A 19,290-nucleotide genomic window follows, 5' to 3' on the forward strand; every position below is an offset into this window, starting at 1 on the left:
TCATGAGTGGTAGTCCGCAGTCGGCGGGGGTCTCGACGGCCCTGCTCACCGACCGCTACGAGCTGACCATGGTGGCCGCGGCATTGGCCGACGGCACCGCCGACCGGCAGTGCGTGTTCGAGGTCTTCGCGCGCCGGCTGCCCGACGGGCGGCGCTACGGCGTGGTCGCGGGCACGGGGCGGCTCGTCGAGTCGATCTCCCGGTTCCGCTTCGGCGACGAGGAGCTCGCGGCGCTGCGCCACGTCGTCGACGCGCCCACGCTCGACTGGCTGGGCGCCTACCGCTTCACCGGCGACGTCGACGGCTACCCCGAGGGCGAGCTGTACTTCCCGGGCTCCCCGATCCTCACGGTGCGCGGCACGTTCGCCGACGCCGTGGTGCTGGAGACCCTCGCGCTGTCGATCCTCAACCACGACTCGGCGGTGGCCTCGGCGGCCGCGCGGATGGTCACCGCCGCCGCCGGGCGCCCGCTCATCGAGATGGGCTCGCGGCGCACCCACGAGGCGGCCGCGGTCGCGGCGGCGCGGGCGGCCTACCTGGCCGGGTTCGGCGCGACGTCGAACCTGGAGTCCGAGCGGCGCCACGGCATCCCGACCGCGGGCACGGCCGCGCACGCCTGGATCCTGCTGCACGACGACGAGCTGGGCGCGTTCCAGAGCCAGGTCAAGGCGCTGGGCTCCGACACCACGCTGCTCGTCGACACCTACGACATCCGCCGCGGCGTCGAGCTGGCCGTGCAGGCCGCCGGCACCGAGCTGGGCGCCATCCGGATCGACTCCGGCGACCTCGGCGAGCTCGCACGCCAGGCCCGCGACCAGCTCGACGCCCTCGGCGCGGTGAACACCCGGATCGTGCTGTCGGGCGACCTCGACGAGTACGCGATCGCCGCCCTGCGCGCCGAGCCCGTGGACTCCTACGGCGTGGGCACCTCGGTCGTCACCGGCTCCGGCGCGCCGACGGCGGGGATGGTCTACAAGCTCGTCGAGGTCGACGGGCGGCCGGTCGCGAAGCGCAGCGCGGCGAAGGAGTCCCGCGGCGGGGCGAAGTCGGCGGTGCGGCGCTACAAGCCGACCGGCACGGCCGTCGAGGAGGTCGTGCACGCCACCGGGCGGCCGGTCCCGGTCGGCCCGCACGACCGCGTGATGCCGGTACCGCTGCTGCGCGGCGGCGAGCCGGTGCCCGACCTGCCGACGCTGGAGCAGTCCCGCGAGCACCTGCGCGCCGCGCTGGTGTCGGTGCCGTGGGAGGGCCTCAAGCTCTCGCGCGGCGAGCCCGCCATCCCGACGACGTTCGAGGTCTGACGTGCGCGCACTGATCGTCGTCGACGTCCAGAACGACTTCTGCGAGGGCGGCTCGCTCGCCGTCGTGGGCGGTGCCGCGGTGGCCTCCGCGGTGTCCGCGGCGATGGCCGATTACGAGGTCGTCGTCGCCACCCGGGACCACCACGTCGACCCGGGCGACCACTTCTCCGACACCCCCGACTACGTCGACAGCTGGCCGCCGCACTGCCGCGCGGGCACGCCCGGGGCGTCGTTCCACCCGGAGCTGGACGTGGCCCCGGTGCAGGCCGTGTTCGACAAGGGCGCCTACACCGCCGCCTACTCCGGCTTCGAGGGCACCGACCCGGGCGGGGTGACGCTGCGCGACTGGCTCGTGGAGCGTCGGATCGACGCCGTCGACGTCGTCGGCCTGGCCACCGACCACTGCGTGCGCGCCACCGCGCTGGACGCGGCGGCGGCCGGCCTCGACACGACGGTGCGCCTCGAGCTGTGCGCCGGGGTCGCGCCGGAGACGACCGCCCGCGCGCTCGAGGAGCTGCGGGCGGCCGGCGTGACGGTCCGCTAGACCGAGCGCATCCGGAACGGCTCCAGCGCGGCGGCCAGCTCGACCGGGTCGCCGTCGCCGCTGTGCGCGAGGTGCGCGCCCCGGGCCTGGGCGACACCGATGCAGCGCGGGCCGTCGAACAGGCCGCAGGCGTAGCGCACGGAGTCGTCGTCGAGCTCCAGCACGCCGACGCGGAGCTGGTAGATGCCCGGGTAGTGCACCTCGTCGAGGTACTGCACCGACAGCGAGCTGGGCGAGAGGCCGTCGAGCGGGCCGCCCGTCGGGTAGCCGAGGACGTCGAGGTGCAGCTCGGCCAGGGCGTCCAGGTACCAGCCGGCGAGGGCGACGTTGTTGACGTGGCGGTTGGTGTCGATGTCGCCGAAGCGGGTGCGGATGTCGAGGCGGAACGGGTAGGCCTCGCGGACAGGCAGGTCGCGCTCGGGGCGCGGCGACGGCTCGCCCGCCACCCGCAGCACCTCCAGGGCGGCGCGGACGGCGTCGGGCAGCGGCGCGGGACCCTCGCCGGTGGCGTGCACGCTGACCGACTCGCCGGTGGCCACGCACTCGTCGCCCGCGAACACGGCGTAGGAGTAGGTGAACGAGGACGTGCCGATCCGGGTGACCCCGAGCCCGATGCGGTAGCGGCCGGCCACGCGCAGCGGCGCCAGCACGTCGACCCGGACCGAGGCGAGGAGCAGGCGCATCTCCCCGCGCAGGCGGGTGCCGAGGTCGGCGCCGAAGGCGTCCTGCTCGACGGTGACGCGGGCGTCCTCGAACCAGCGGACGAGGGCGTCGCGCCCGATGCGCCTGCTGGGGTCGAGATCGCTGTAGCGGGCCGGGTGCTCGACGAGCACGGGGAACGAGGCGGGGTCGAGTCGCAGCTGCGTGGACGTCACCGTCGCCATTGTGCCGTCACCCGGGCGAGTGAACGGTGTGACCCCGGACAGCCGAACGCCGCCCGTGCTGCTCACGGGCGGCGTTCGAACGTACGAGCCTCCGGGCTACCAGGCGTGCGCAGATGGCCGTGTGGGCGGTCTCGGCATCGGGCGGCGGGTGTCGCCGACCGCTGCAGACCCACGGCGCTGATGCCTCGGCGGCGTGCTCCGCGTGGGTACCCGGCTGCTCGTACGGGAACGTCGACCGGGAGGACGGGATCTTCTCCACCGATCCGGCCTTGGCCTGCCGCCGTTCCGTGGGGCCATTTCTACTCGCGTGCGCCGGTGGTCACAAGAGAGTCACGGGGGGTGTGCGGCGAACGGTTCCGGTCCGGGCGCGCGGGCCGGCGGGTAGCCTCCCGGGCGTGCCCGCCAAGACGTCCCTCCCCGGCGTGGCCGAGCTGTTGGAAGCCGCGGTCGAGGCCGTCGGCGGCACCCGGCGCGAGGGACAGGACGCGATGGTCCAGGCCGTCCGCACGGCGCTGACCAACGGCGAGCACCTCGCGGTGCAGGCCGGCACCGGCACCGGCAAGTCGCTGGCCTACCTCGTGCCCGCGATCCACCACGCCGTCGACAAGGACCGCAGCGTCGTCGTCTCCACGGCCACGATCGCGCTCCAGCGCCAGCTCGTCGACCGCGACCTCCCCCGCCTCGCCAAGGCCCTCGCGCCCCTGCTCGGGCGGGCGCCGACGTTCGCGATCCTCAAGGGCCGGCGCAACTACCTGTGCCTCAACAAGCTGCACGGCCCCGACGACGTCGACCCGGCCGACGAGCTGTTCGACCCCTTCGCCGTGTCCGCGATGGGTCGCGCGGTGAAGCGGCTGCACGAGTGGGCCGACACCACGAAGAAGGGCGACCGCGACGAGCTGGTGCCCGGCGTCACCGAGGCGGTGTGGCGGCAGGTGTCGGTCACCGCGCGGGAGTGCGTGGGCGCGTCAAAGTGCCCGGTGGGCGACGACTGCTTCGCCGAGCTGGCCAAGGCCGAGGCGGGCAGGGCCGACATCGTCGTCACCAACCACGCGCTGCTCGCCATCGACGCGCTCGAGGGCCGTCCGGTGCTGCCCGAGCACGACGTCGTCGTCGTCGACGAGGCGCACGAGCTGGTCGACCGCGTCACCGGCGTCGCCACCGCGGAGCTGACGTCCGGCACGGTCGGCGCGGCCGCCCGGCGGCTGGGCAAGCTCGTCGACCAGGCCGTGGCCGACCGGCTCGCCGAGGCGGGCGAGGGCCTCGCGATGGTGCTCGACGACCTGCCGCCCGGCCGCTGGGACGCCCTGTCCCCCGCGGCGTCGGGGGTGCTGACGACGATCCGCGACGCCGCCGGCGAGTGCCGCCAGTCGCTCGGGCCCGAGCGCCGGGAGGACCCCGAGGGCTCGGCGGCGCGCAAGCTGGCGCTGGCCGCGCTCGACGAGGTGTCCGAGGTGGCCGTCCGGCTGCTCGACGCGTTCTCCGAGCCCGACCCGTCGAAGCGGCGCGACGTCGTGTGGCTGGGCGAGCAGGGGCCCGACGGGTCGCGGCACAAGGTGCTGCGCGCGGCGCCGCTGTGGGTGGGCGGGCTGCTGCGGGAGCGGCTGTTCGGCCGGTCGACGGTGGTGCTGACCAGCGCCACGCTCGCGCTGGGCGGCAACTTCGACGCGCTCGCCCGGCAGTGGGGGCTGCCTCCGTCCGATGCGCCTTCGGAGGACTCGGACGCCCCGAAGTGGTCGGGCATGGACGTCGGCTCGCCGTTCGCGCACGCGCGCAGCGGGATCCTCTACGTCGCCAAGCGCCTGCCCCCGCCCGGGCGCGACGGCCTCTCCCCCGCCACGCTCGACGAGATCGCCGGGCTCGTGGAGGCCGCGGGCGGGCGCACGCTGGGCCTGTTCTCGTCGACGCGGGCGGCCAAGCAGGCCACCGAGGCGCTGCGCGGGCGGCTGGACACCCCGCTGCTGTGCCAGGGCGACGACTCCACGATGCAGCTGGTGAAGAAGTTCGCCGAGGACGAGACCACGTCGCTGTTCGGCACGCTGTCGCTGTGGCAGGGCGTCGACGTGCCGGGGCCGTCGCTGTCGTGCGTGATCATCGACCGCATCCCGTTCCCCCGGCCCGACGACCCCCTCGTCGCCGCCCGCCAGCGCGCCACCGACGCCCGCGGCGGCAACGGCTTCCTGTCGGTCTCGGCCACCCACGCCGCCCTCCTGCTCGCCCAGGGCGCCGGCCGCCTGCTGCGGGGCATGGACGACCGCGGGGTCGTGGCGATCCTCGACTCCCGCATCGCCACCGCCCGGTACGGCGGCTTCCTGCGCGCCAGCCTCCCCCCGTTCTGGGCGACGGACGACCGGGAGAAGGTCCACGCGGCCCTGAGGCGGTTGCGGGGGGCCTGACGGCCGGCCCCACGCCCTCTGCACCTTGCCCACCCTCGCCACGCACCCCCTCCGCCCGCCACGCACCCGCCCGCCCCGCCACGGCCCGCCGCCCCACTGCTCCGCGCGCCCCACCCAGCCGGGCGCCCTCGCGGCACCCCGTCAGTTGGCAGTGGAGTGGCTTTACTGTCACTGGGCGGCAGTGGAGCCACTCCACTGTCACCGGGGTGAGGGGGTGGGCGCGGCGCGCGGTGTCGCGCCGCGCACGCCCGCGCCCCCGCCGCGCCGCCCGCCCGCGCCCCTCGCGGCACCCGCCAGATGACAGTGGAGTGGCTTTACCGTCACTGGACGGCAGTAAAGCCACTCCACTGTCACTGGGGTGGGGGGTGGCGCGGCGCGGCGCGCGGGGGAGGGGGGTGGGCGCGTGCGGGTGGGCGCGGCGCGCGGGGGGTGGGCGTGGCGGGTGCGGGTGGGGTGGGCGCGGCGCCTGTCAGGCCAGGAGGGCCGCTTGCACGGGAGCGGGGAAGCGCACCGAGAACCGGACGTCCCCCAGCAGCTCCTCCAGCTCCCCGGCGTGCCGCTCCAGCTCCGCCCGCGCCGCCTCGCCCACGTCCTCCAGCAGCCGCATCGCGATCCGGCCGTCGGCGCGCTGCACCCAGCTCCCCACGATCCGGCCGTCGACCCACAGGCAGGGGCCGCCGTTGCCGTTGCGGTCGAAGAGCAGGGGGACGTGGGCGGGGTCGAGGTGGAAGGCGCGCTGCTTCCAGCCCATCGTCGACGGGTCGAGGCCGGGCAGCAGGCGTGCGCTCGGCGGAGCGTCGGGCGTGGGCCCGAGGTCGTCGGGCAGCGCCCGGCCCTCGACGAACCGGCCGTCGCCCTCCTCGACCTCCACCGCCACCGCCCCGACGTCGAGCAGCGCCCGCTTCGTGGTGGCGGCGGTCCAGCCGGCCCACCACTGCAGGTCGGCACGGGTGGCGGGGCCGTAGGCGCGCAGCCATCGCGCGGCGAGCCCGGCCGCGGCCGCGCGCGTGTCCAGCTCGCCGAACCCGCCCGGGAACCACTCCCGGGTCGACGCCCAGCGGTACTGCCCGTTGATCCACGTGCCGGTCGGCCGGGCCCGCAGCACCCGCCCCTCGAACCCCAGCTGCAGCAGCACCCGGCTGTGCGCGCCCTGCGTCGTGGCGTACGCGCCGCCGCCGACGGGGACCGGCCGGGCCAGCTCGGGCAGGGCCGCCCCGATCTCGCGGGCGGTGAGCGGGCCCGACGCCACCAGCAGCTCGTCGACGGCCACGGCCGCGTCGGCCAGCCACCGCTCCGGCGCGGCCACTCCGCCGGCCTCCAACATCGCCAGCAGCGCCCGCCGCTGCGCCGGCACGAGCCCGAGGGTGGCGGCGTGGTGGGCGAGCCGGGCCGTGTCGTGCCCGAGCACCCACAGCGTGCGGCGCATCGCGTGGTGGCGCAGCAGCGCCCGCTCCCCGAACAGCGCGTGCTCGAGCGGCGCCAGGTCGGGCGTGCGCATCCGCGCGGCCACCGACAGGTACACCGAGACGGGGTCGGTGGAGTGCAGCGCCACGAGGCCGTCGGTGATCGCGACGACGTCGTCGGTGCGCTCCTGCGGCACGTGCCGGTGCCGGAGGGCGAGCCGGGCGCGACGCTCGGCGGCGTCGAAGCGTCGGAGTGTCACGATCGCGAGCCTCCCACCCGGCCCGGACAGGACTCGCGGCGGCGCTGTCCGATCCCTCGCTGCCCGTTCGTCATCCTGGTGACCGCACGACAGGACGCGAAGGAGCACCGATGCGCTACATGATGTTCGTCTGCACCGATCCCGAGCCCGACGCCGACACCACCGACGACGCCGAGGCGTGGGTCCGCACGAACGACGCCGCCGCCCGCCGCGTCGACGGCGACCGGCTCGGCCCGGTGTCGGCCGCCACCACCGTCCGCGTCCGCGGGGGCGAGCTGCTCGTGACCGACGGCCCGTTCGCCGAGACCAAGGAGCTGATCGTGGGCTACGACGTCCTGGAGTGCGCCGACCTCGACGAGGCCATCGAGGTCGCCCGCGCGCACCCGATGGCGCGGATCGGGCGGCTCGAGCTGCGGCCCTTCTGGTCGCCGTGACCCCGGCGCACGACGCCGTCGCGACCGCGGGTGCCGACGCGCACCCGCGGATCGTGGCGGCCCTGATCCGGATCACCGGCGACTGGACCCTCGCCGAGGACTGCGCGCAGGACGCGCTGTCCGCCGCGCTGCTGCGCTGGCCCCGCGACGGCGTGCCGGCCAACCCGGGCGGCTGGCTGATGACGACCGCCCGCAACCGGGCGGTCGACGTCCTGCGCCGCGCCGCGGTGGAGCGTCGCACGCTCCACGAGCTCGCCGCCCTCGTCCCCGACCACACCGACGGACCCGCGCAGGAGGGCATCGTGGACGACCGGCTGCGGCTCGTGTTCACCTGCTGCCACCCCGCGCTCGCTCCGGAGGCCCGGGTGGCGCTGACGCTGCGCACCGTGTGCGGCGTGCCGACCGCCGACATCGCGCGGGTCCTGCTCGTCACCGAGAGCGCGATGACGCGGCGCCTGACGCGCGCGAAGACCCGGATCGCGCAGGCCGGCATCCCCTACCGCGTGCCGGAGGGGGCCGCGCTCCAGGAGCGGCTGCCCGGCGTGCTCGCCGTCCTGTACGTGCTGTTCACCACCGGCTACGACACCGACGGCGAGCCCGCCTTCGCCGAGGAGGCGATCCGGCTGGCGCGGCTGCTGGGGTCGCTGCTGCCCGGGCGCGCCGAGGTCGTCGCCCTGCTCGCGCTGTTCCTGCTGCAGCACTCCCGCCGCGCCGCGCGCCGCGACGCCGACGGCGCCCTCGTGCCGCTCGACCGCCAGGACCGCACCCGGTGGGACCACGCCGCGATCGACGAGGCGCTGGCCGCGCTCGCCACCGTCGAGGGCGACGGCCCGTACGCGCTGCAGGCCCGGATCGCGGCCCGGCACGCCACCGCCGCCGACGTCGCCACGACCGACTGGGCCGGGATCGCGCACTGCTACGACGCGCTGGCCGCGCTGGGGCCGTCGCCGGTCGTCGAGCTCAACCGGGCCGTGGCGCACGGCTACGCGCACGGCCCCGACGCCGGGCTGGCCCTGCTCACGCAGCTGCGTGCGGCAGGAGGGCTCGACGAGGGCGTCGCCACCACCGTCGAGGCCGACCTCGTCGCCCGCCAGGGCCGTGCCGCCGAGGCCGCCGCGCTGTTCCGCCGCGCCGCCGGCCTCGCCCGCACCGCGAGCGAGCGGCAGGCGCTGCTCGTCCGCGCCGACGCGCTGCATCCGGACCGCTGACGGGTCCTCAGCCCGCCGACGCCACCCACGCCAGCAGCGCGGCCCCGTCACGGGTGGCCAGGACCTCGGCCAGCTCGGGACCGCGCCCGTCCGGCACCCGGAACAGCCCGCCGACGAACCGCCGGCCCGACCCGCCCGGCCCCGATCCGTCCGGCCCCGACCCGTTCACCGGCGACCCGTCCGGCACCGCACGGGCGCACAGCAGCGCCCCGGCGACGAGCTCCCGCCCGGCCGCCCGCTCCGTCACCTCGACGACGCCGCCACCCGCCAGGTCGCGCACGGTCAGCCCGTGCGGGCGCACCTCGACGACCTCGTGCACCGCGCGGTCGACCTCCGTCCACGACGCCGCCAGCTCCGCCTCGTCCGCGGGCAGCAGCGGGCCCCGCTCGGCGAGGAACTTCCCGAACCAGCCGCCCTCGTGCAGCACGACGTCGAGGGTCAGCGGGTCGGCCAGCGCCACGGCGGGGTCGGGGTCGCGCAGGGCGGCGTAGTCGTAGACGTCGCCGTCGGTGCCCCCGCGCCGCTCCAGGTAGGCCAGGGCCTTGCGGTGCAGCCACGGCACCCGCTCGGGCAGCGGCGGCACGGCGGGACGGCCCGCGTGGCACTGCTTGTACTTGCGGCCGGAGCCGCACCAGCACGGGGCGTTGCGCCCGGGCTCGGGACCGGTGGCGGCCGCGAACCGGCGCACCATGGCGAGGTCCGGGTCGTCGTCGGGTAGCTCCAGCTCGCTCCACCGCCCGTAGGCCGCGGCCGCCTCGCCGCGGTCGGACTCGTACCAGGCCAGCCGGTCCTCCACGAGCCCCCAGCCGCGGCCGGCGAGGCTCGCGGCGCGCAGGTGCGCCTCGGCGTCGCGCACCCGCCCGTCGCGCTCGGCCGCCACCGCCGCCACGTACTCGGCCACCGCCGCCCGGCCGCCGCTGCCCGCCACCGCGACGAGCCGCTCGCCCGCCGCGACCAGCGCCGCGATCCGCTCCGGGGTCTCGTCGCCGGCGAGCTCGTCGACGACGCCGACCAGCGTCGCCGGGTCCTCCAGCAGCTCCAGCGCCTCGCGCAGCGCGGGCGCACCGGACGCCGGGTCGGCCAGCAGCTCGTAGGCCGTGGACGCCTGCGCGGCGCGCTCCGTGCCCACCGCGTCGGCCAGGCGCACCTGCACGCCGAACGCCTCGCCCCGGACCCAGGCGGCCTCCTCGTGCGCGAACTCGCCGTCGCGGTGCTGCAGCCCGGTGGCCGCCGCCAGCTCGACGAGCGGGGGCCGCGGGCGCCCGAACGCGGCCGGGTCGCGCGCCAGCACGGCGAGGACGAGGTCCTCCGCGGCGAGCGGCAGGCCGGTCTCCTCGGTCTCCTCGTCGTAGGCGGTGCGAGTGGTCATCAGCAGCGCGGGCCCGGCGACCGGCTCGTCGTCGACCGCCTCCACCGACACGGCGCCGTCCGGGGCGACGCGGACGGCGAGCAGGTCGCCGGGCCGGTGCGCGGAGAGCCAGCCGGGCGGGCCGGCCCAGGAGCCGTCGTCGCCGTAGGAGAGCGCGGCCCCGTCGACGGTTGGCGCGGTGGTGCGCGCGAACACCGCGAGATCGGTGAGCAGGTCGAGCCGGTCGCCGTCGCGCTCGTCGGCGCTGAGGCGGTGGGTGAGCGCGATCCCCTCGGTGAGCGCGTCGACGTGCACGACGAGGTCGGGCGACAGCAGGACGACCGGGCTGTCCGGGTCGTCGTGCAGCCGCTCCTCGGCCTGGTCGGTGAGCCGGGCGGCGTCGTCGGGGTGCAGGTCCAGCCGGGCGATCATGTGTACCGCGAGCTCGCCGATCGGCACGGGACCGTGCTCGCGGGCCAGGTCGACGAACGCGGCGGCGAGCGCGTCGGGCCCGGGAACGGGCAGCCGGTCGAGGACGGCGACGGGATCGGCGCTCTCCCCGTCGAACACGATCGCCCCGACGAGCTGGTCGAGCGCGTCCTCGCGGGTCAGGCCGGCGTCGAGCAGCCGCTGCGCGGTGCGCCAGACGTCGGGGTGCTCGCCGCCGAGGATCTGCCCGGCCACCGTCGCGCGCAGCTCCAGCTCGCGGTCCGACGCGCCGGGGCGGTCGGCGTCGAGCAGGTCGGCGCACTCGTCGGGCGTCGCGGGCACGGCGTCGGGGACGGTGCCGAACAGGAATCGCAGCGGGGCCTCGTCCACGCCGCGCAGCGTAGTTCCGGGGCCCGTCAGAGCACGGCGCAGGTGACGGTGCCCGGCGCGACCTCGGTGAACCCGGCGTCGCGGACGACCACCGGATCGCCCGCCAGCACCTGCGCCCAGCGCTCCGGGCCGGCGTCGCGCACCGCGAACGCGGGCACCGCGGAGAGCCCCCGCACCGCCGCGTACAGCATCGAGGCGTGGCCGACCTGCGCCGCGGCCTTGCCGACGCTCATCCGCAGCGCCGCGTTCACCCAGATCACCGGGACCCCGGGCGGGGGCGGGCCGGGGTCGTCGGGCTCGAGGTCGGTGCCGCCGATCTGCAGGCGCGACACCACGCGCGGCACGTCGTCGACGGGACCGGGCAGCAGCGCCCGCACCTGCGCGTCACCGACGGTCCAGGTGAGGCCGGGGAGCTCCTGCACGGCGTCCCAGTGGGCGCCGCGGGCGCGCCGGGCGATCTTGCGGATGCGGCTCGCCACCCACGTGCCGACGGCCTCGTGCCACTCCTCGCCCGGCTGTGCGCGCGGGTCGAGGCAGACGGCGAGCGCGGCCGCGGCCGCCGCCTCCAGCACCGGTGTGCGCGCGGCGGGCGGCCTCTCCAGCCGCAGCACCACCGGCATCGCCCGGACGACGCCGTCGGGCTCGGGCGGCGGGACGCGCCGGACCGCGAGCGGGGACAGGACCGTCCCGGGTGGAGGCGTCACAGGAGGGCCGTCACAGGGGGACGCGCCGCAGCAGCCCCTCCGCCGCGTCGGCGCGCTCCACCTCGTCGCGGGTGATGCCCAGCACGAAGAGCACGACGTCGAGGAAGGGGTGCGACAGCGCCGTGTCGGCCACCTCGCGCAGCGCGGGCTTGGCGTTGAACGCGATGCCCAGCCCCGCCGTGGCGAGCATGTCGATGTCGTTGGCGCCGTCGCCGACGGCCACGCACTGCTCCAGCGGCACGCCGTAGGTGTCGGCGAAGCGGCGCAGCGCCACGGCCTTGCCCGGGCGGTCGACGATCTCGCCGACGACCTTCCCGGTGAGCCGCCCGTCGACGACCTCCAGCTCGTTGGCCGCGCAGAAGTCCAGGCCCAGCTCCTCGACCAGCCCGGAGATGACGCGCGTGAACCCGCCGGACACGACGCCGCAGCGGAAGCCGAGCCGCTTGAGCGTGCGGATCGTGGTGCGCGCGCCCGGCGTCAGCTCCAGCTCGGCGGCGACGTCGGCCAGCACCGACTCGGGCAGCCCGGCCAGCACCGCGACGCGGCGGCGCAGCGACTCGGCGAAGTCGAGCTCGCCGGCCATCGCGGCCTCGGTGACGGCGCGGACCTCGTCCTCGGCGCCGGCCCGCGCGGCCAGCATCTCGATGACCTCGCCCTGCACCAGGGTGGAGTCGACGTCGAACACGATGAGCCGCTTGCTGCGGCGCGCCAGCCCGGCCCGCTCGACGGCCACGTCGACGCCCGCCGAGCGCGCCACCTCGACCAGCCGGGTGCGCAGCGTGCCGGGCGGGTACTCCTCGGAACCGTGCCCGGGCACCGGGGACACCATCAGCTCCAGGCCGGTGACCGGGTAGTCGGCCACGCGGCGGATGGCGTCGATGTTGGCGCCGGCGTCGGCCAGCGCCTGCGCGATCGAGCCGAACGCGCGCGCCGAGATCGGCCGCCCGGTGACCACCACGACGTGCGTGGAGTGCCGGACGGACGGGTCGGCGCCGAGCGAGGTCTGCACCTGCATCGAGATGCTCGCCATGGCCTGCTCGACGGCCTCCTGCAACTGCTCGGGGTCGTGGTGGGCCGTGACCAGGGCGCCCAGGGTGAGCCGGCCGCGGATGACGACCTGCTCGACGTCGACGAGGTCCACGCCGTGCCGGGTCAGCGCGGCGAAGAGCACCGAGCTGACACCGGGACGGTCGGGACCGGTGACCGTGATCAGGACACTGGTGTCGGCCACCTCAGCGCGACTTGGGATCGCCGTCCGGCTGCGTCTCCGGGCCGACCTGCTGGCTGATCAGCTCGCCCGGGTCCGGGTGCCGGCTGATGTGCGCCTCCTCGCGGAAGCGCTCGACCAGGTGCGGGTAGTGCAGCTCGAACGCCGGGCGCTCCGAGCGGATCCGGGGCAGCTCGGTGAAGTTGTGCCGCGGCGGCGGGCAGCTCGTGGCCCACTCCAGGGAGTTGCCGAAGCCCCACGGGTCGTCGACCGTGACGACCTTGCCGTAGCGGTAGCTCTTGAACACGTTCCAGATGAACGGCAGCGTCGAGGCGCCGAGCACGAACGCGCCCACCGAGGAGAACGAGTTGAGGAACGTGAACCCGTCCTGCGGCTGGTAGTCGACGTAGCGGCGGGGCATGCCCTCGTTGCCGACCCAGTGCTGCACCAGGAACGTCATGTGGAAGCCGACGAACGTGGTCCAGAAGTGGAACTTGCCCAGCGTCTCGTCCATCATCCGGCCGGTCATCTTCGGGAACCAGAAGTAGATGCCGGCGTAGGTGGCGAACACGATCGTGCCGAACAGCACGTAGTGGAAGTGCGCCACGACGAAGTAGGTGTCGGAGACGTGGAAGTCGATGGGCGGGCTGGCCAGCAGCACGCCCGTCAGGCCGCCGAAGAGGAACGTGGCGAGGAAGCCGACGGAGAACAGCATCGGCGTCTCGAACGTGATCTTGCCCTTCCACATCGTGCCGATCCAGTTGACGAACTTGACGCCCGTCGGGATCGCGATGAGGAACGTGGTGAAGGAGAAGAAGGCCAGCAGGACCGCGCCGGTGGCGTACATGTGGTGCGCCCACACGGCCACCGAGAGGACGGCGATGGCGATCGTCGCGTAGATCAGGGTCTTGTAGCCGAACAGCGGCTTGCGGCTGAACACCGGGAAGATCTCCGACACGATGCCGAAGAACGGCAGCGCGACGATGTAGACCTCGGGGTGGCCGAAGAACCAGAACAGGTGCTGGTACAGGATCGTGCCGCCGTTGGCGGGGTCGAACACGTGCGCGCCGAGGTGGCGGTCGGCCAGCAGCCCGAACAGGGCGGCGGTGAGGACCGGGAACGCGATGAGGATGAGCAGCGCCGTCACGAAGATGTTCCACGTGAAGATCGGCATCCGGAACATCGTCATGCCGGGGGCGCGCATGCAGACGATCGTGGTGATGAAGTTGACGCCGCCGAGGATCGTGCCGAGACCGGAGACGATCAGACCCGTGATCCACAGGTCGCCGCCCGCGCCCGGGGAGTACGTGGCGTTGCTCAGCGGGGTGTAGGCGAACCACCCGAAGTCGGCCGCGCCGCCCGGCGTCAGGAAGCCGGAGAGGACCGTCAGGCCGCCGAACAGGAACAGCCAGTACGAGAAGGCGTTGAGCCGCGGGAACGCGACGTCGGGGGCGCCGATCTGCAGCGGCACGATGTAGTTGGCGAACCCGAAGAGGATCGGCGTGGCGTACAGCAGCAGCATGATCGTGCCGTGCATGGTGAACAGCTGGTTGTACTGCTCGCTCGACAGGAACTGCTGCCCCGGCACGGCGAGCTCGCCGCGCATCAGCAGCGCCATGGCGCCACCGGCCAGGAAGAAGCCGAACGACGTGACCATGTACAGGATCGCGATGTCCTTGGGGTCCGTCGTCCTGATCATCTTCAGGAACGTGGAACCCTTGCCGGTGCGGCGCGCCGGGTACGGGCGCGACGTGATCGGCTTGGGGGCGACGGCTGTCACGTGTTCACTCCCTGCGGTGGTCTGTTGAGCTCGCGTCGGAGCTTAGCTCTACTCGCCGTCGAAGGCGCCCCCGGGAGCACGGTCAGGAGCAGCGGATGAGCATCGTCATCGGTCCGGCGCTGGCGGTCGCCCTGGTCGTGGCGGTGCTCGTGGCCGCCGCCGTCGCGTGGGTCACCCGGCTGGAGACCTCCACCGCGACGGTCACCGCGGCCGTCCGGGCCACCGTGCAGCTCGGTGCGGTGTCGCTGCTGATCGGCGCGATCGTCGGGTCGGTGCCGCTGAGCGCGGCCTTCGTCGCCCTGATGGTGGTGGTCGCGGCCCGCACGGCCGGGCGCCGGATGACCCCCGACCGCAGCGGCTGGTGGGCGATCGTGCCCATCGCGCTCGCGCCGGTGCCCGTCGTCGCGGCGCTGGTGCTCGCCGGGATCGTGCCGGCGCAGGGCATCGCCGTGATCCCGATGGCGGGCATCATCATCGGCGGCACGATGACCGCGACGGCCCTGGCCGGACGGAGGGCCCTGGACGAGCTGGAGGCGCGCCGCGGGGAGGTCGAGGCCGCGCTCTCGCTCGGCCTGCTCCCCCGCGACGCCGCGCTGGAGATCGCGCGGTGCACCGCCGGGCAGTCGCTCGTGCCGGTGACCGACCAGACGCGGACGGTCGGGCTCGTGACGCTGCCGGGCGCGTTCGTCGGCATGCTGCTCGGCGGGGCGTCGCCGGTGCAGGCGGGCGCGGTCCAGCTGCTCGTGCTGATCCTGCTGCTGGCCGTGGAGACGATCGCGGTGGCCGTGGCCGTGGAGCTCGTCTGCCGCGGCCTGGTGCACCGGACGACCGAGCCGCAGCAGCTGCTGGAGAGCCACCGCGGCCCGCGCGTCGGTGCCGCCCGGATCAGTGCAGGGAGATGAACAGCTCCTCGAACACCTCGGGGGCCGACGCGGGGTTCGGGACCGGGTCGACGATGTAGAACTCCGTGCCCATGCCGAGCGCGAACATCGCGTCGGGCATCGTCAGCATGAAGTGGTCGGGGCCCATCTGGCTCGCGTGCGCGCGCATCGAGGCGCGCTTCTGGTCGACGAAGTCGACGGCGTCGACGCGGTGGGTGATCTCGGCCTCGGGCTTGCCCATCGTCGGCAGGTTCTCCGGCAGCTCCGCACCCGACTGCTTGAGGCCGCGGATCATCCAGTCGCGGTTGATCGTGCCCTGCGCGACGACCGGCACCGCCGACAGCTCCGCCGCCCGCCGGCCCACCCGGTGCACCTGGATGTGGTCGGGGTGGCCGTAGCCGCCGTTGTCGTCGTAGACGGTCAGGATGTCGGGCTCCTCCTCGTCGAGGATCACCGCGAGGCGCTTGGCCGCGTGCTCGACGTCGGCCTGCCAGAAGCAGAACGGGGCGTCGTTGCTGGGCTCGCCGATCATCCCGGAGTCGGTGTAGCCCAGGAACTCCACGCGCTTCGCGCCGAGGACGGCGGCCGAGGCGTAGCACTCGGCGGAGCGGCGCATCGCGAGCTGCTCCCCCGGCTCCAGCACGCCCGGCACGGGCTCGCCCAGCTCACCGCGCGTGGCGAAGACGAGCACCACCCGGTGCCCGGCCGCCGCGGCCCGGGCCAGGGTGCCGGCCGAGGCGATCGACTCGTCGTCGGGATGGGCGTGGAAGCTGACGATGGTGGCCACGGATCGACCCTATCCGGACGCCGCCGGGCCCGCCCCGGCCGCGGTCACGGTCACGGGAGGGCACGGGACGGCCGCGGTCACCGGGAGGGCGGGGGCGTCGTCGACCCCGTCCTCCCGGCGGCCACCGGGCACCCCCGCCTCAGGCGAGGATGCGGGTCAGGGCCGGGGCGATGTCGGTCAGCCGGGCCACCACCTGCGCCCGGCCGCCCCCGCGCTGGGCCAGCGGGTGCGCCGCGGCCTCCGCCTCGGGCCCGCCGAGCGGCACGAGGACGTGCAGGCGGTCGATGCCGCCCAGCGCCTCGGCCGGGTCGTCGCCCGCGGTGTGCAGGCAGTCGCTCAGGAGCACGACCATCCGCTCGTCGGCCACGGCCGACGCCAGCTGCTTCGACGCCTCCCGCAGCCCGGCCGCCAGGTCGGTCGTGCCGTGCCCGCGCAGGGCGATGAGGTCCGACAGCAGCTCCTCGGGCGGGCGCCGCACCCCCTGGGCCTGCAGCACCTTCACCCCCGCGCCGAACGCGATGACCGAGGGCTGCAGCGGCGGCGGGCCGTTCTCGTTGGCCACGACCACCCCGGCCGCGGCCACCGACGCCAGCGCGACGGCGAGGCCCTTCATCGACCCCGAGATGTCGACGACGAGGCAGACGGCGCGCCGGTGCGCCGTCCAGGTCCGCGTCACCAGCTCCTCGGGCCGCCGCGACGACGACGGGTCCCAGGCCTCGATCGTGCGGTCGAGGTCGAGGTCCCCGTCGAGGCGGCGCGACGGGCCGAGCCGCCGCGTCCCCCGCGCCTTCGCGGGCCCCACGCGGCCGAACCGGATGAACACCCGTCCGGCGAGGCGCCGCGCCGCCGCGCGCAGCTGCACGTCGGTGGCCACGGCCATGTCGGCCAGCAGCGCCGCGGCCTTGTCGGGGTCCTCCGCGGCCAGCGCCTCGAACGCGTCGACGTCGAGCTCGCCCGGTTCCGGCGACACGTCCGCGAAGTCGGGGTGGTTGGCCGCGATCTCCTGGCGCCCCTGCGTGCGCGAGGTCTGCTCGCGCCCCGGGCGCGAGCGCTGCTGGAAGCCCGGGTTATGCCCCGGGCTGGGTGCTTTTCCCTGGTCGTCACTCTCCTCGGCGTCCGGGGACTCCGCGGGGTCGGACTCCTCGTCGTCGGCGGGCCAGTGGATCTCCAGCAGCTCGTCGATCACCGACTCGGCGGTGCGGTCGACGCCGTCGGTGATCCGGATGCGGCCCGACAGCGCGGCGTAGGCGGCGTCGCGCGCGGTGTCGCGGGTGGGCGTCGCCTCCCCGCGCAGGTCGGCGAGCCCGGTGAGCACCAGCGAGAGGTCGATGGCGCCGCGGACCGACGAGCCCATGCGGACGTCGCGGTGCTCGCGGGTGGCGCGCGTGAGCGCGACGGAGAGGTCGACCCAGCGGCCGGCCAGGCCGCTGACCGAGGCGGTGATCGCCCGCTCGCCCTCGAGGTCCTGGTAGCCCAGCACGACCCGGCACATGCGGTCCGCGATGGCCTGCGAGACGCGTGCGGTGCCGACGGCGTCGAACGGGTTCATCGCCGCGATCAGCCGGAAGTCCTTGCCCGCGTGCACGGTCCCGAGCCGCGGCACGGCGATCTCGCCCTCGGTGAGGACGGTGATCAGGACGTTGAGGGTCTCCTCGGGGACGCGGTTGAGCTCCTCCATGTAGAGCAGGCCGCCGGTGCGCATGGCGGTGATCAGCGGGCCGTCGACGAACGCGTCGGGCTGGTAACCGGTGGCGAGCACCTGCGACGGGTCGAACTGGCCGACCAGGCGCGCGGGCGTCAGCTCGGCGTTGCCCTCGACGAACACGACCTCCTGCCCGGTGTCGCGGGCGATCGAGCGGAGCAGCGTGGACTTGCCGGTGCCGGGCGGACCCTCGATGACGACGTGCCGGCCCGTGACGAGCGCGACGGTGAGGACCTCGCGCTCGCGGCGCAGGCCGACGACGGGTGTGGGAGACCCCATGGGTTCCTCTCGGTGGGCGAACGAACGGCACCCCCGTCCGGAGGACGGGAGTGCCGCTCGGGGGGTTCGGGGACGGTCAGCTGTAGACGATGACGCCCTTCTGGTTCTTCCCGGCGTGCATCGCCTCGTAGCCCTCGCCGATCTGGTCGAGGGTGTAGGTCGTGGTGATGACCTCGTCGAGCTTCAGCGCACCGGCCCGGTAGAGCTCGACCTGGCGCAGGATGTCCCAGTTGGGGTTCGACGCGCCGAACAGCGAGCCCTGGATGCGCTTCTGGAACAGGGTGACGTCGGCCATCGAGACCGGCAGCGGCGTGGTGTCGGCGATGTTGCCCAGCGCCGTGACGACGACGGTGCCCGCCTTGCGGATCGCGGCCATGGCCTGCCCGACGTACTCCGGCTTGATGATGCCGACGGTGATGATCGCCGAGTCGGCGCCCTGGCCGTTGGTGAACTGCTTGGCCAGCTCGGTGGCCTCCTCCATGGTCTCGACGCCGTGGGTGGCGCCGAGCTGGGTGGCGTTCTCGCGCTTGAGCGCCACCGGGTCGACGGCGATGATGTTGGCCGCTCCGGCGTGGGCCGCACCCTGGACCGCGTTGATGCCGACGCCGCCGATGCCCATGACGATGACAGTGTGGCCGGGCTGGACCTCGGCGGAGTTGACCGCGGAGCCCCAGCCGGTGCCGACGTTGCAGCCCAGCAGGCAGATCTTGTCCAGCGGGAGGTCGCTGTCGACCTTCACGACGGAGTCGGCCGAGACCGTGGTGGTCTCGACAAAGGTGGAGATGCCGCACATCTGGCCGACCGGGGTGTCGGTGCCGGCGAGCTTGAGGCGGAAGCTGGAGGTGTCCTCCCAGCGCGAGCCGGCGAGGAGCCCGGCGCCCAGGTCGCAGAGGTTCTGCTGGCCCGAGGCGCACCAGCGGCAGTGGCCGCAGGAGGGCAGGAACGAGAAGACGACGTGGTCGCCCTCCTTGATGCCTTTGTGGTTCGGCGGGGCGGCGGTGACGATGCCGGCGCCCTCGTGACCGCCGGCGAACGGGTAGACGCCGACCGGGATGTCGCCGGTGGCGATGTGGTCGTCCGAGTGGCACAGGCCAGAGGCGACCAGCTTGACCTGGACCTCGCCGGGACGGGGGTCGTCCACCTCGAGGTCCACGACCTCGTACTTGCCGGGTGCCTGACGGACGATCGCTCCGCGGGTCTGCATGTGCTCTCCCTTGAACAGATTTCGGGGGTCGGGTGCCGGTGTGCGGCGCGCCACACGCTTCATAGCAGGGTGCGCATGACTTGCAAAGGTCTACTGACCTCACGACGGGGTGCCCATCACCCGTAGAAACCGGGCGTTCTACGGGACGTTGA

At 74.7% G+C, this 19,290-nt stretch carries 15 protein-coding genes; 6 read left to right on the plus strand and 9 right to left on the minus strand.

Features of this window, described 5'->3' with window-relative positions; genetic code table 11:
• Positions 1-2 precede the first annotated feature (2 nt).
• Positions 3-1,301 (plus strand): nicotinate phosphoribosyltransferase, encoded by a 1,299-nt coding sequence (locus HOP40_RS01820; RefSeq protein ID WP_172154102.1) that lies wholly within the window; start codon positions 3-5, stop codon positions 1,299-1,301.
• 1 nt (position 1,302) lies between these two features.
• Positions 1,303-1,845, plus strand: a complete 543-nt coding sequence (locus HOP40_RS01825) for an isochorismatase family protein (RefSeq protein ID WP_172154103.1) — start codon at positions 1,303-1,305, stop codon at positions 1,843-1,845.
• Here HOP40_RS01825 and HOP40_RS01830 read toward each other — a convergent pair.
• Positions 1,842-2,720: a thioesterase family protein gene (locus HOP40_RS01830; RefSeq protein WP_172154104.1), complete on the minus strand. Its 879-nt coding sequence runs from the start codon at positions 2,718-2,720 to the stop codon at positions 1,842-1,844. The two genes, HOP40_RS01825 and HOP40_RS01830, sit on opposite strands and share 4 nt — an antisense overlap.
• 404 nt (positions 2,721-3,124) lie before the next feature.
• Here HOP40_RS01830 and HOP40_RS01835 point away from each other — a divergent pair, with 404 nt between their 5' ends.
• Positions 3,125-5,122 (plus strand): ATP-dependent DNA helicase, encoded by a 1,998-nt coding sequence (locus tag HOP40_RS01835; protein ID WP_172154105.1) that lies wholly within the window; start codon positions 3,125-3,127, stop codon positions 5,120-5,122.
• Positions 5,123-5,591: 469 nt separating this feature from the next.
• Here the strand turns inward: HOP40_RS01835 and HOP40_RS01840 are convergent, their stop codons facing one another.
• Positions 5,592-6,785 carry a winged helix DNA-binding domain-containing protein gene (locus HOP40_RS01840; RefSeq protein WP_172154106.1) on the minus strand — a complete coding sequence of 398 codons (1,194 nt, stop codon included), beginning with the start codon at positions 6,783-6,785 and terminating at the stop codon, positions 5,592-5,594.
• Positions 6,786-6,895: 110 nt separating this feature from the next.
• On the opposite strand from HOP40_RS01840, the gene HOP40_RS01845 reads away from it, so the two are divergent.
• A complete protein-coding gene (locus tag HOP40_RS01845; RefSeq protein ID WP_172154107.1) occupies positions 6,896-7,219 on the plus strand; it encodes a YciI family protein in 324 nt (107 codons plus the stop codon).
• Complete coding sequence (locus tag HOP40_RS01850) at positions 7,216-8,427, plus strand: RNA polymerase sigma factor (protein WP_172154108.1); 1,212 nt, start codon at positions 7,216-7,218, stop codon at positions 8,425-8,427. Before HOP40_RS01845 ends, HOP40_RS01850 begins: the two co-directional genes overlap by 4 nt.
• 7 nt (positions 8,428-8,434) lie before the next feature.
• On the opposite strand, the gene HOP40_RS01855 is transcribed toward HOP40_RS01850, so the two are convergent.
• The 4 genes from HOP40_RS01855 to ctaD are packed head-to-tail and all read right to left on the minus strand — an operon-like array spanning position 8,435 to position 14,285.
• Positions 8,435-10,594 (minus strand): SEC-C domain-containing protein, encoded by a 2,160-nt coding sequence (locus HOP40_RS01855; RefSeq protein WP_172154109.1) that lies wholly within the window; start codon positions 10,592-10,594, stop codon positions 8,435-8,437.
• A 26-nt stretch (positions 10,595-10,620) separates the two neighbouring features.
• Positions 10,621-11,298 (minus strand): peptidyl-tRNA hydrolase, encoded by a 678-nt coding sequence (locus HOP40_RS01860; RefSeq protein ID WP_172154110.1) that lies wholly within the window; start codon positions 11,296-11,298, stop codon positions 10,621-10,623.
• Positions 11,299-11,308: 10 nt separating this feature from the next.
• Entirely contained in the window at positions 11,309-12,529 is a 1,221-nt protein-coding gene (serB, locus tag HOP40_RS01865) for a phosphoserine phosphatase SerB (RefSeq protein ID WP_172154111.1), read from the minus strand.
• Position 12,530: 1 nt separating this feature from the next.
• Positions 12,531-14,285, minus strand: a complete 1,755-nt coding sequence (gene ctaD, locus HOP40_RS01870; RefSeq protein ID WP_172154112.1) for an aa3-type cytochrome oxidase subunit I — start codon at positions 14,283-14,285, stop codon at positions 12,531-12,533.
• A gap of 95 nt (positions 14,286-14,380) precedes the next feature.
• Between ctaD and HOP40_RS01875 the strand changes: the two genes are divergently transcribed.
• Positions 14,381-15,187, plus strand: a complete 807-nt coding sequence (locus HOP40_RS01875) for an ABC transporter permease (protein ID WP_172154113.1) — start codon at positions 14,381-14,383, stop codon at positions 15,185-15,187.
• Here the strand turns inward: HOP40_RS01875 and HOP40_RS01880 are convergent.
• From HOP40_RS01880 to HOP40_RS01890, 3 genes are all read right to left on the minus strand, one after another.
• The gene (locus HOP40_RS01880) at positions 15,171-15,953 is read right to left on the minus strand and encodes a PIG-L family deacetylase (RefSeq protein WP_172154114.1); all 783 of its coding nucleotides are present in this window, start codon (positions 15,951-15,953) and stop codon (positions 15,171-15,173) included. The genes HOP40_RS01875 and HOP40_RS01880 overlap by 17 nt on opposite strands.
• 139 nt (positions 15,954-16,092) lie before the next feature.
• Complete coding sequence (locus HOP40_RS01885) at positions 16,093-17,934, minus strand: AAA family ATPase (protein WP_172154115.1); 1,842 nt, start codon at positions 17,932-17,934, stop codon at positions 16,093-16,095.
• Positions 17,935-18,010: 76 nt separating this feature from the next.
• Positions 18,011-19,138, minus strand: coding sequence for an NDMA-dependent alcohol dehydrogenase (locus HOP40_RS01890; RefSeq protein ID WP_172154116.1), 1,128 nt, complete (start codon positions 19,136-19,138; stop codon positions 18,011-18,013).
• Positions 19,139-19,290: the final 152 nt, after the last annotated feature.

Source organism: Pseudonocardia broussonetiae, from assembly GCF_013155125.1.
GTDB classification, from domain to species: domain Bacteria; phylum Actinomycetota; class Actinomycetes; order Mycobacteriales; family Pseudonocardiaceae; genus Pseudonocardia; species Pseudonocardia broussonetiae.

What these genes read in the sequence shown, in the direction of transcription:
- HOP40_RS01820 (WP_172154102.1), top strand. Translation starts at nt 3, where the DNA reads ATGAGTGGTAGTCCGCAGTCGGCGGGGGTCTCGACGGCCCTGCTCACC.
- HOP40_RS01845 (WP_172154107.1), top strand. Translation starts at nt 6,896, where the DNA reads ATGCGCTACATGATGTTCGTCTGCACCGATCCCGAGCCCGACGCCGAC.
- HOP40_RS01875 (WP_172154113.1), top strand. Translation starts at nt 14,381, where the DNA reads ATGAGCATCGTCATCGGTCCGGCGCTGGCGGTCGCCCTGGTCGTGGCG.
- HOP40_RS01885 (WP_172154115.1), bottom strand. Translation starts at nt 17,934, where the DNA reads ATGGGGTCTCCCACACCCGTCGTCGGCCTGCGCCGCGAGCGCGAGGTC.
- HOP40_RS01890 (WP_172154116.1), bottom strand. Translation starts at nt 19,138, where the DNA reads ATGCAGACCCGCGGAGCGATCGTCCGTCAGGCACCCGGCAAGTACGAG.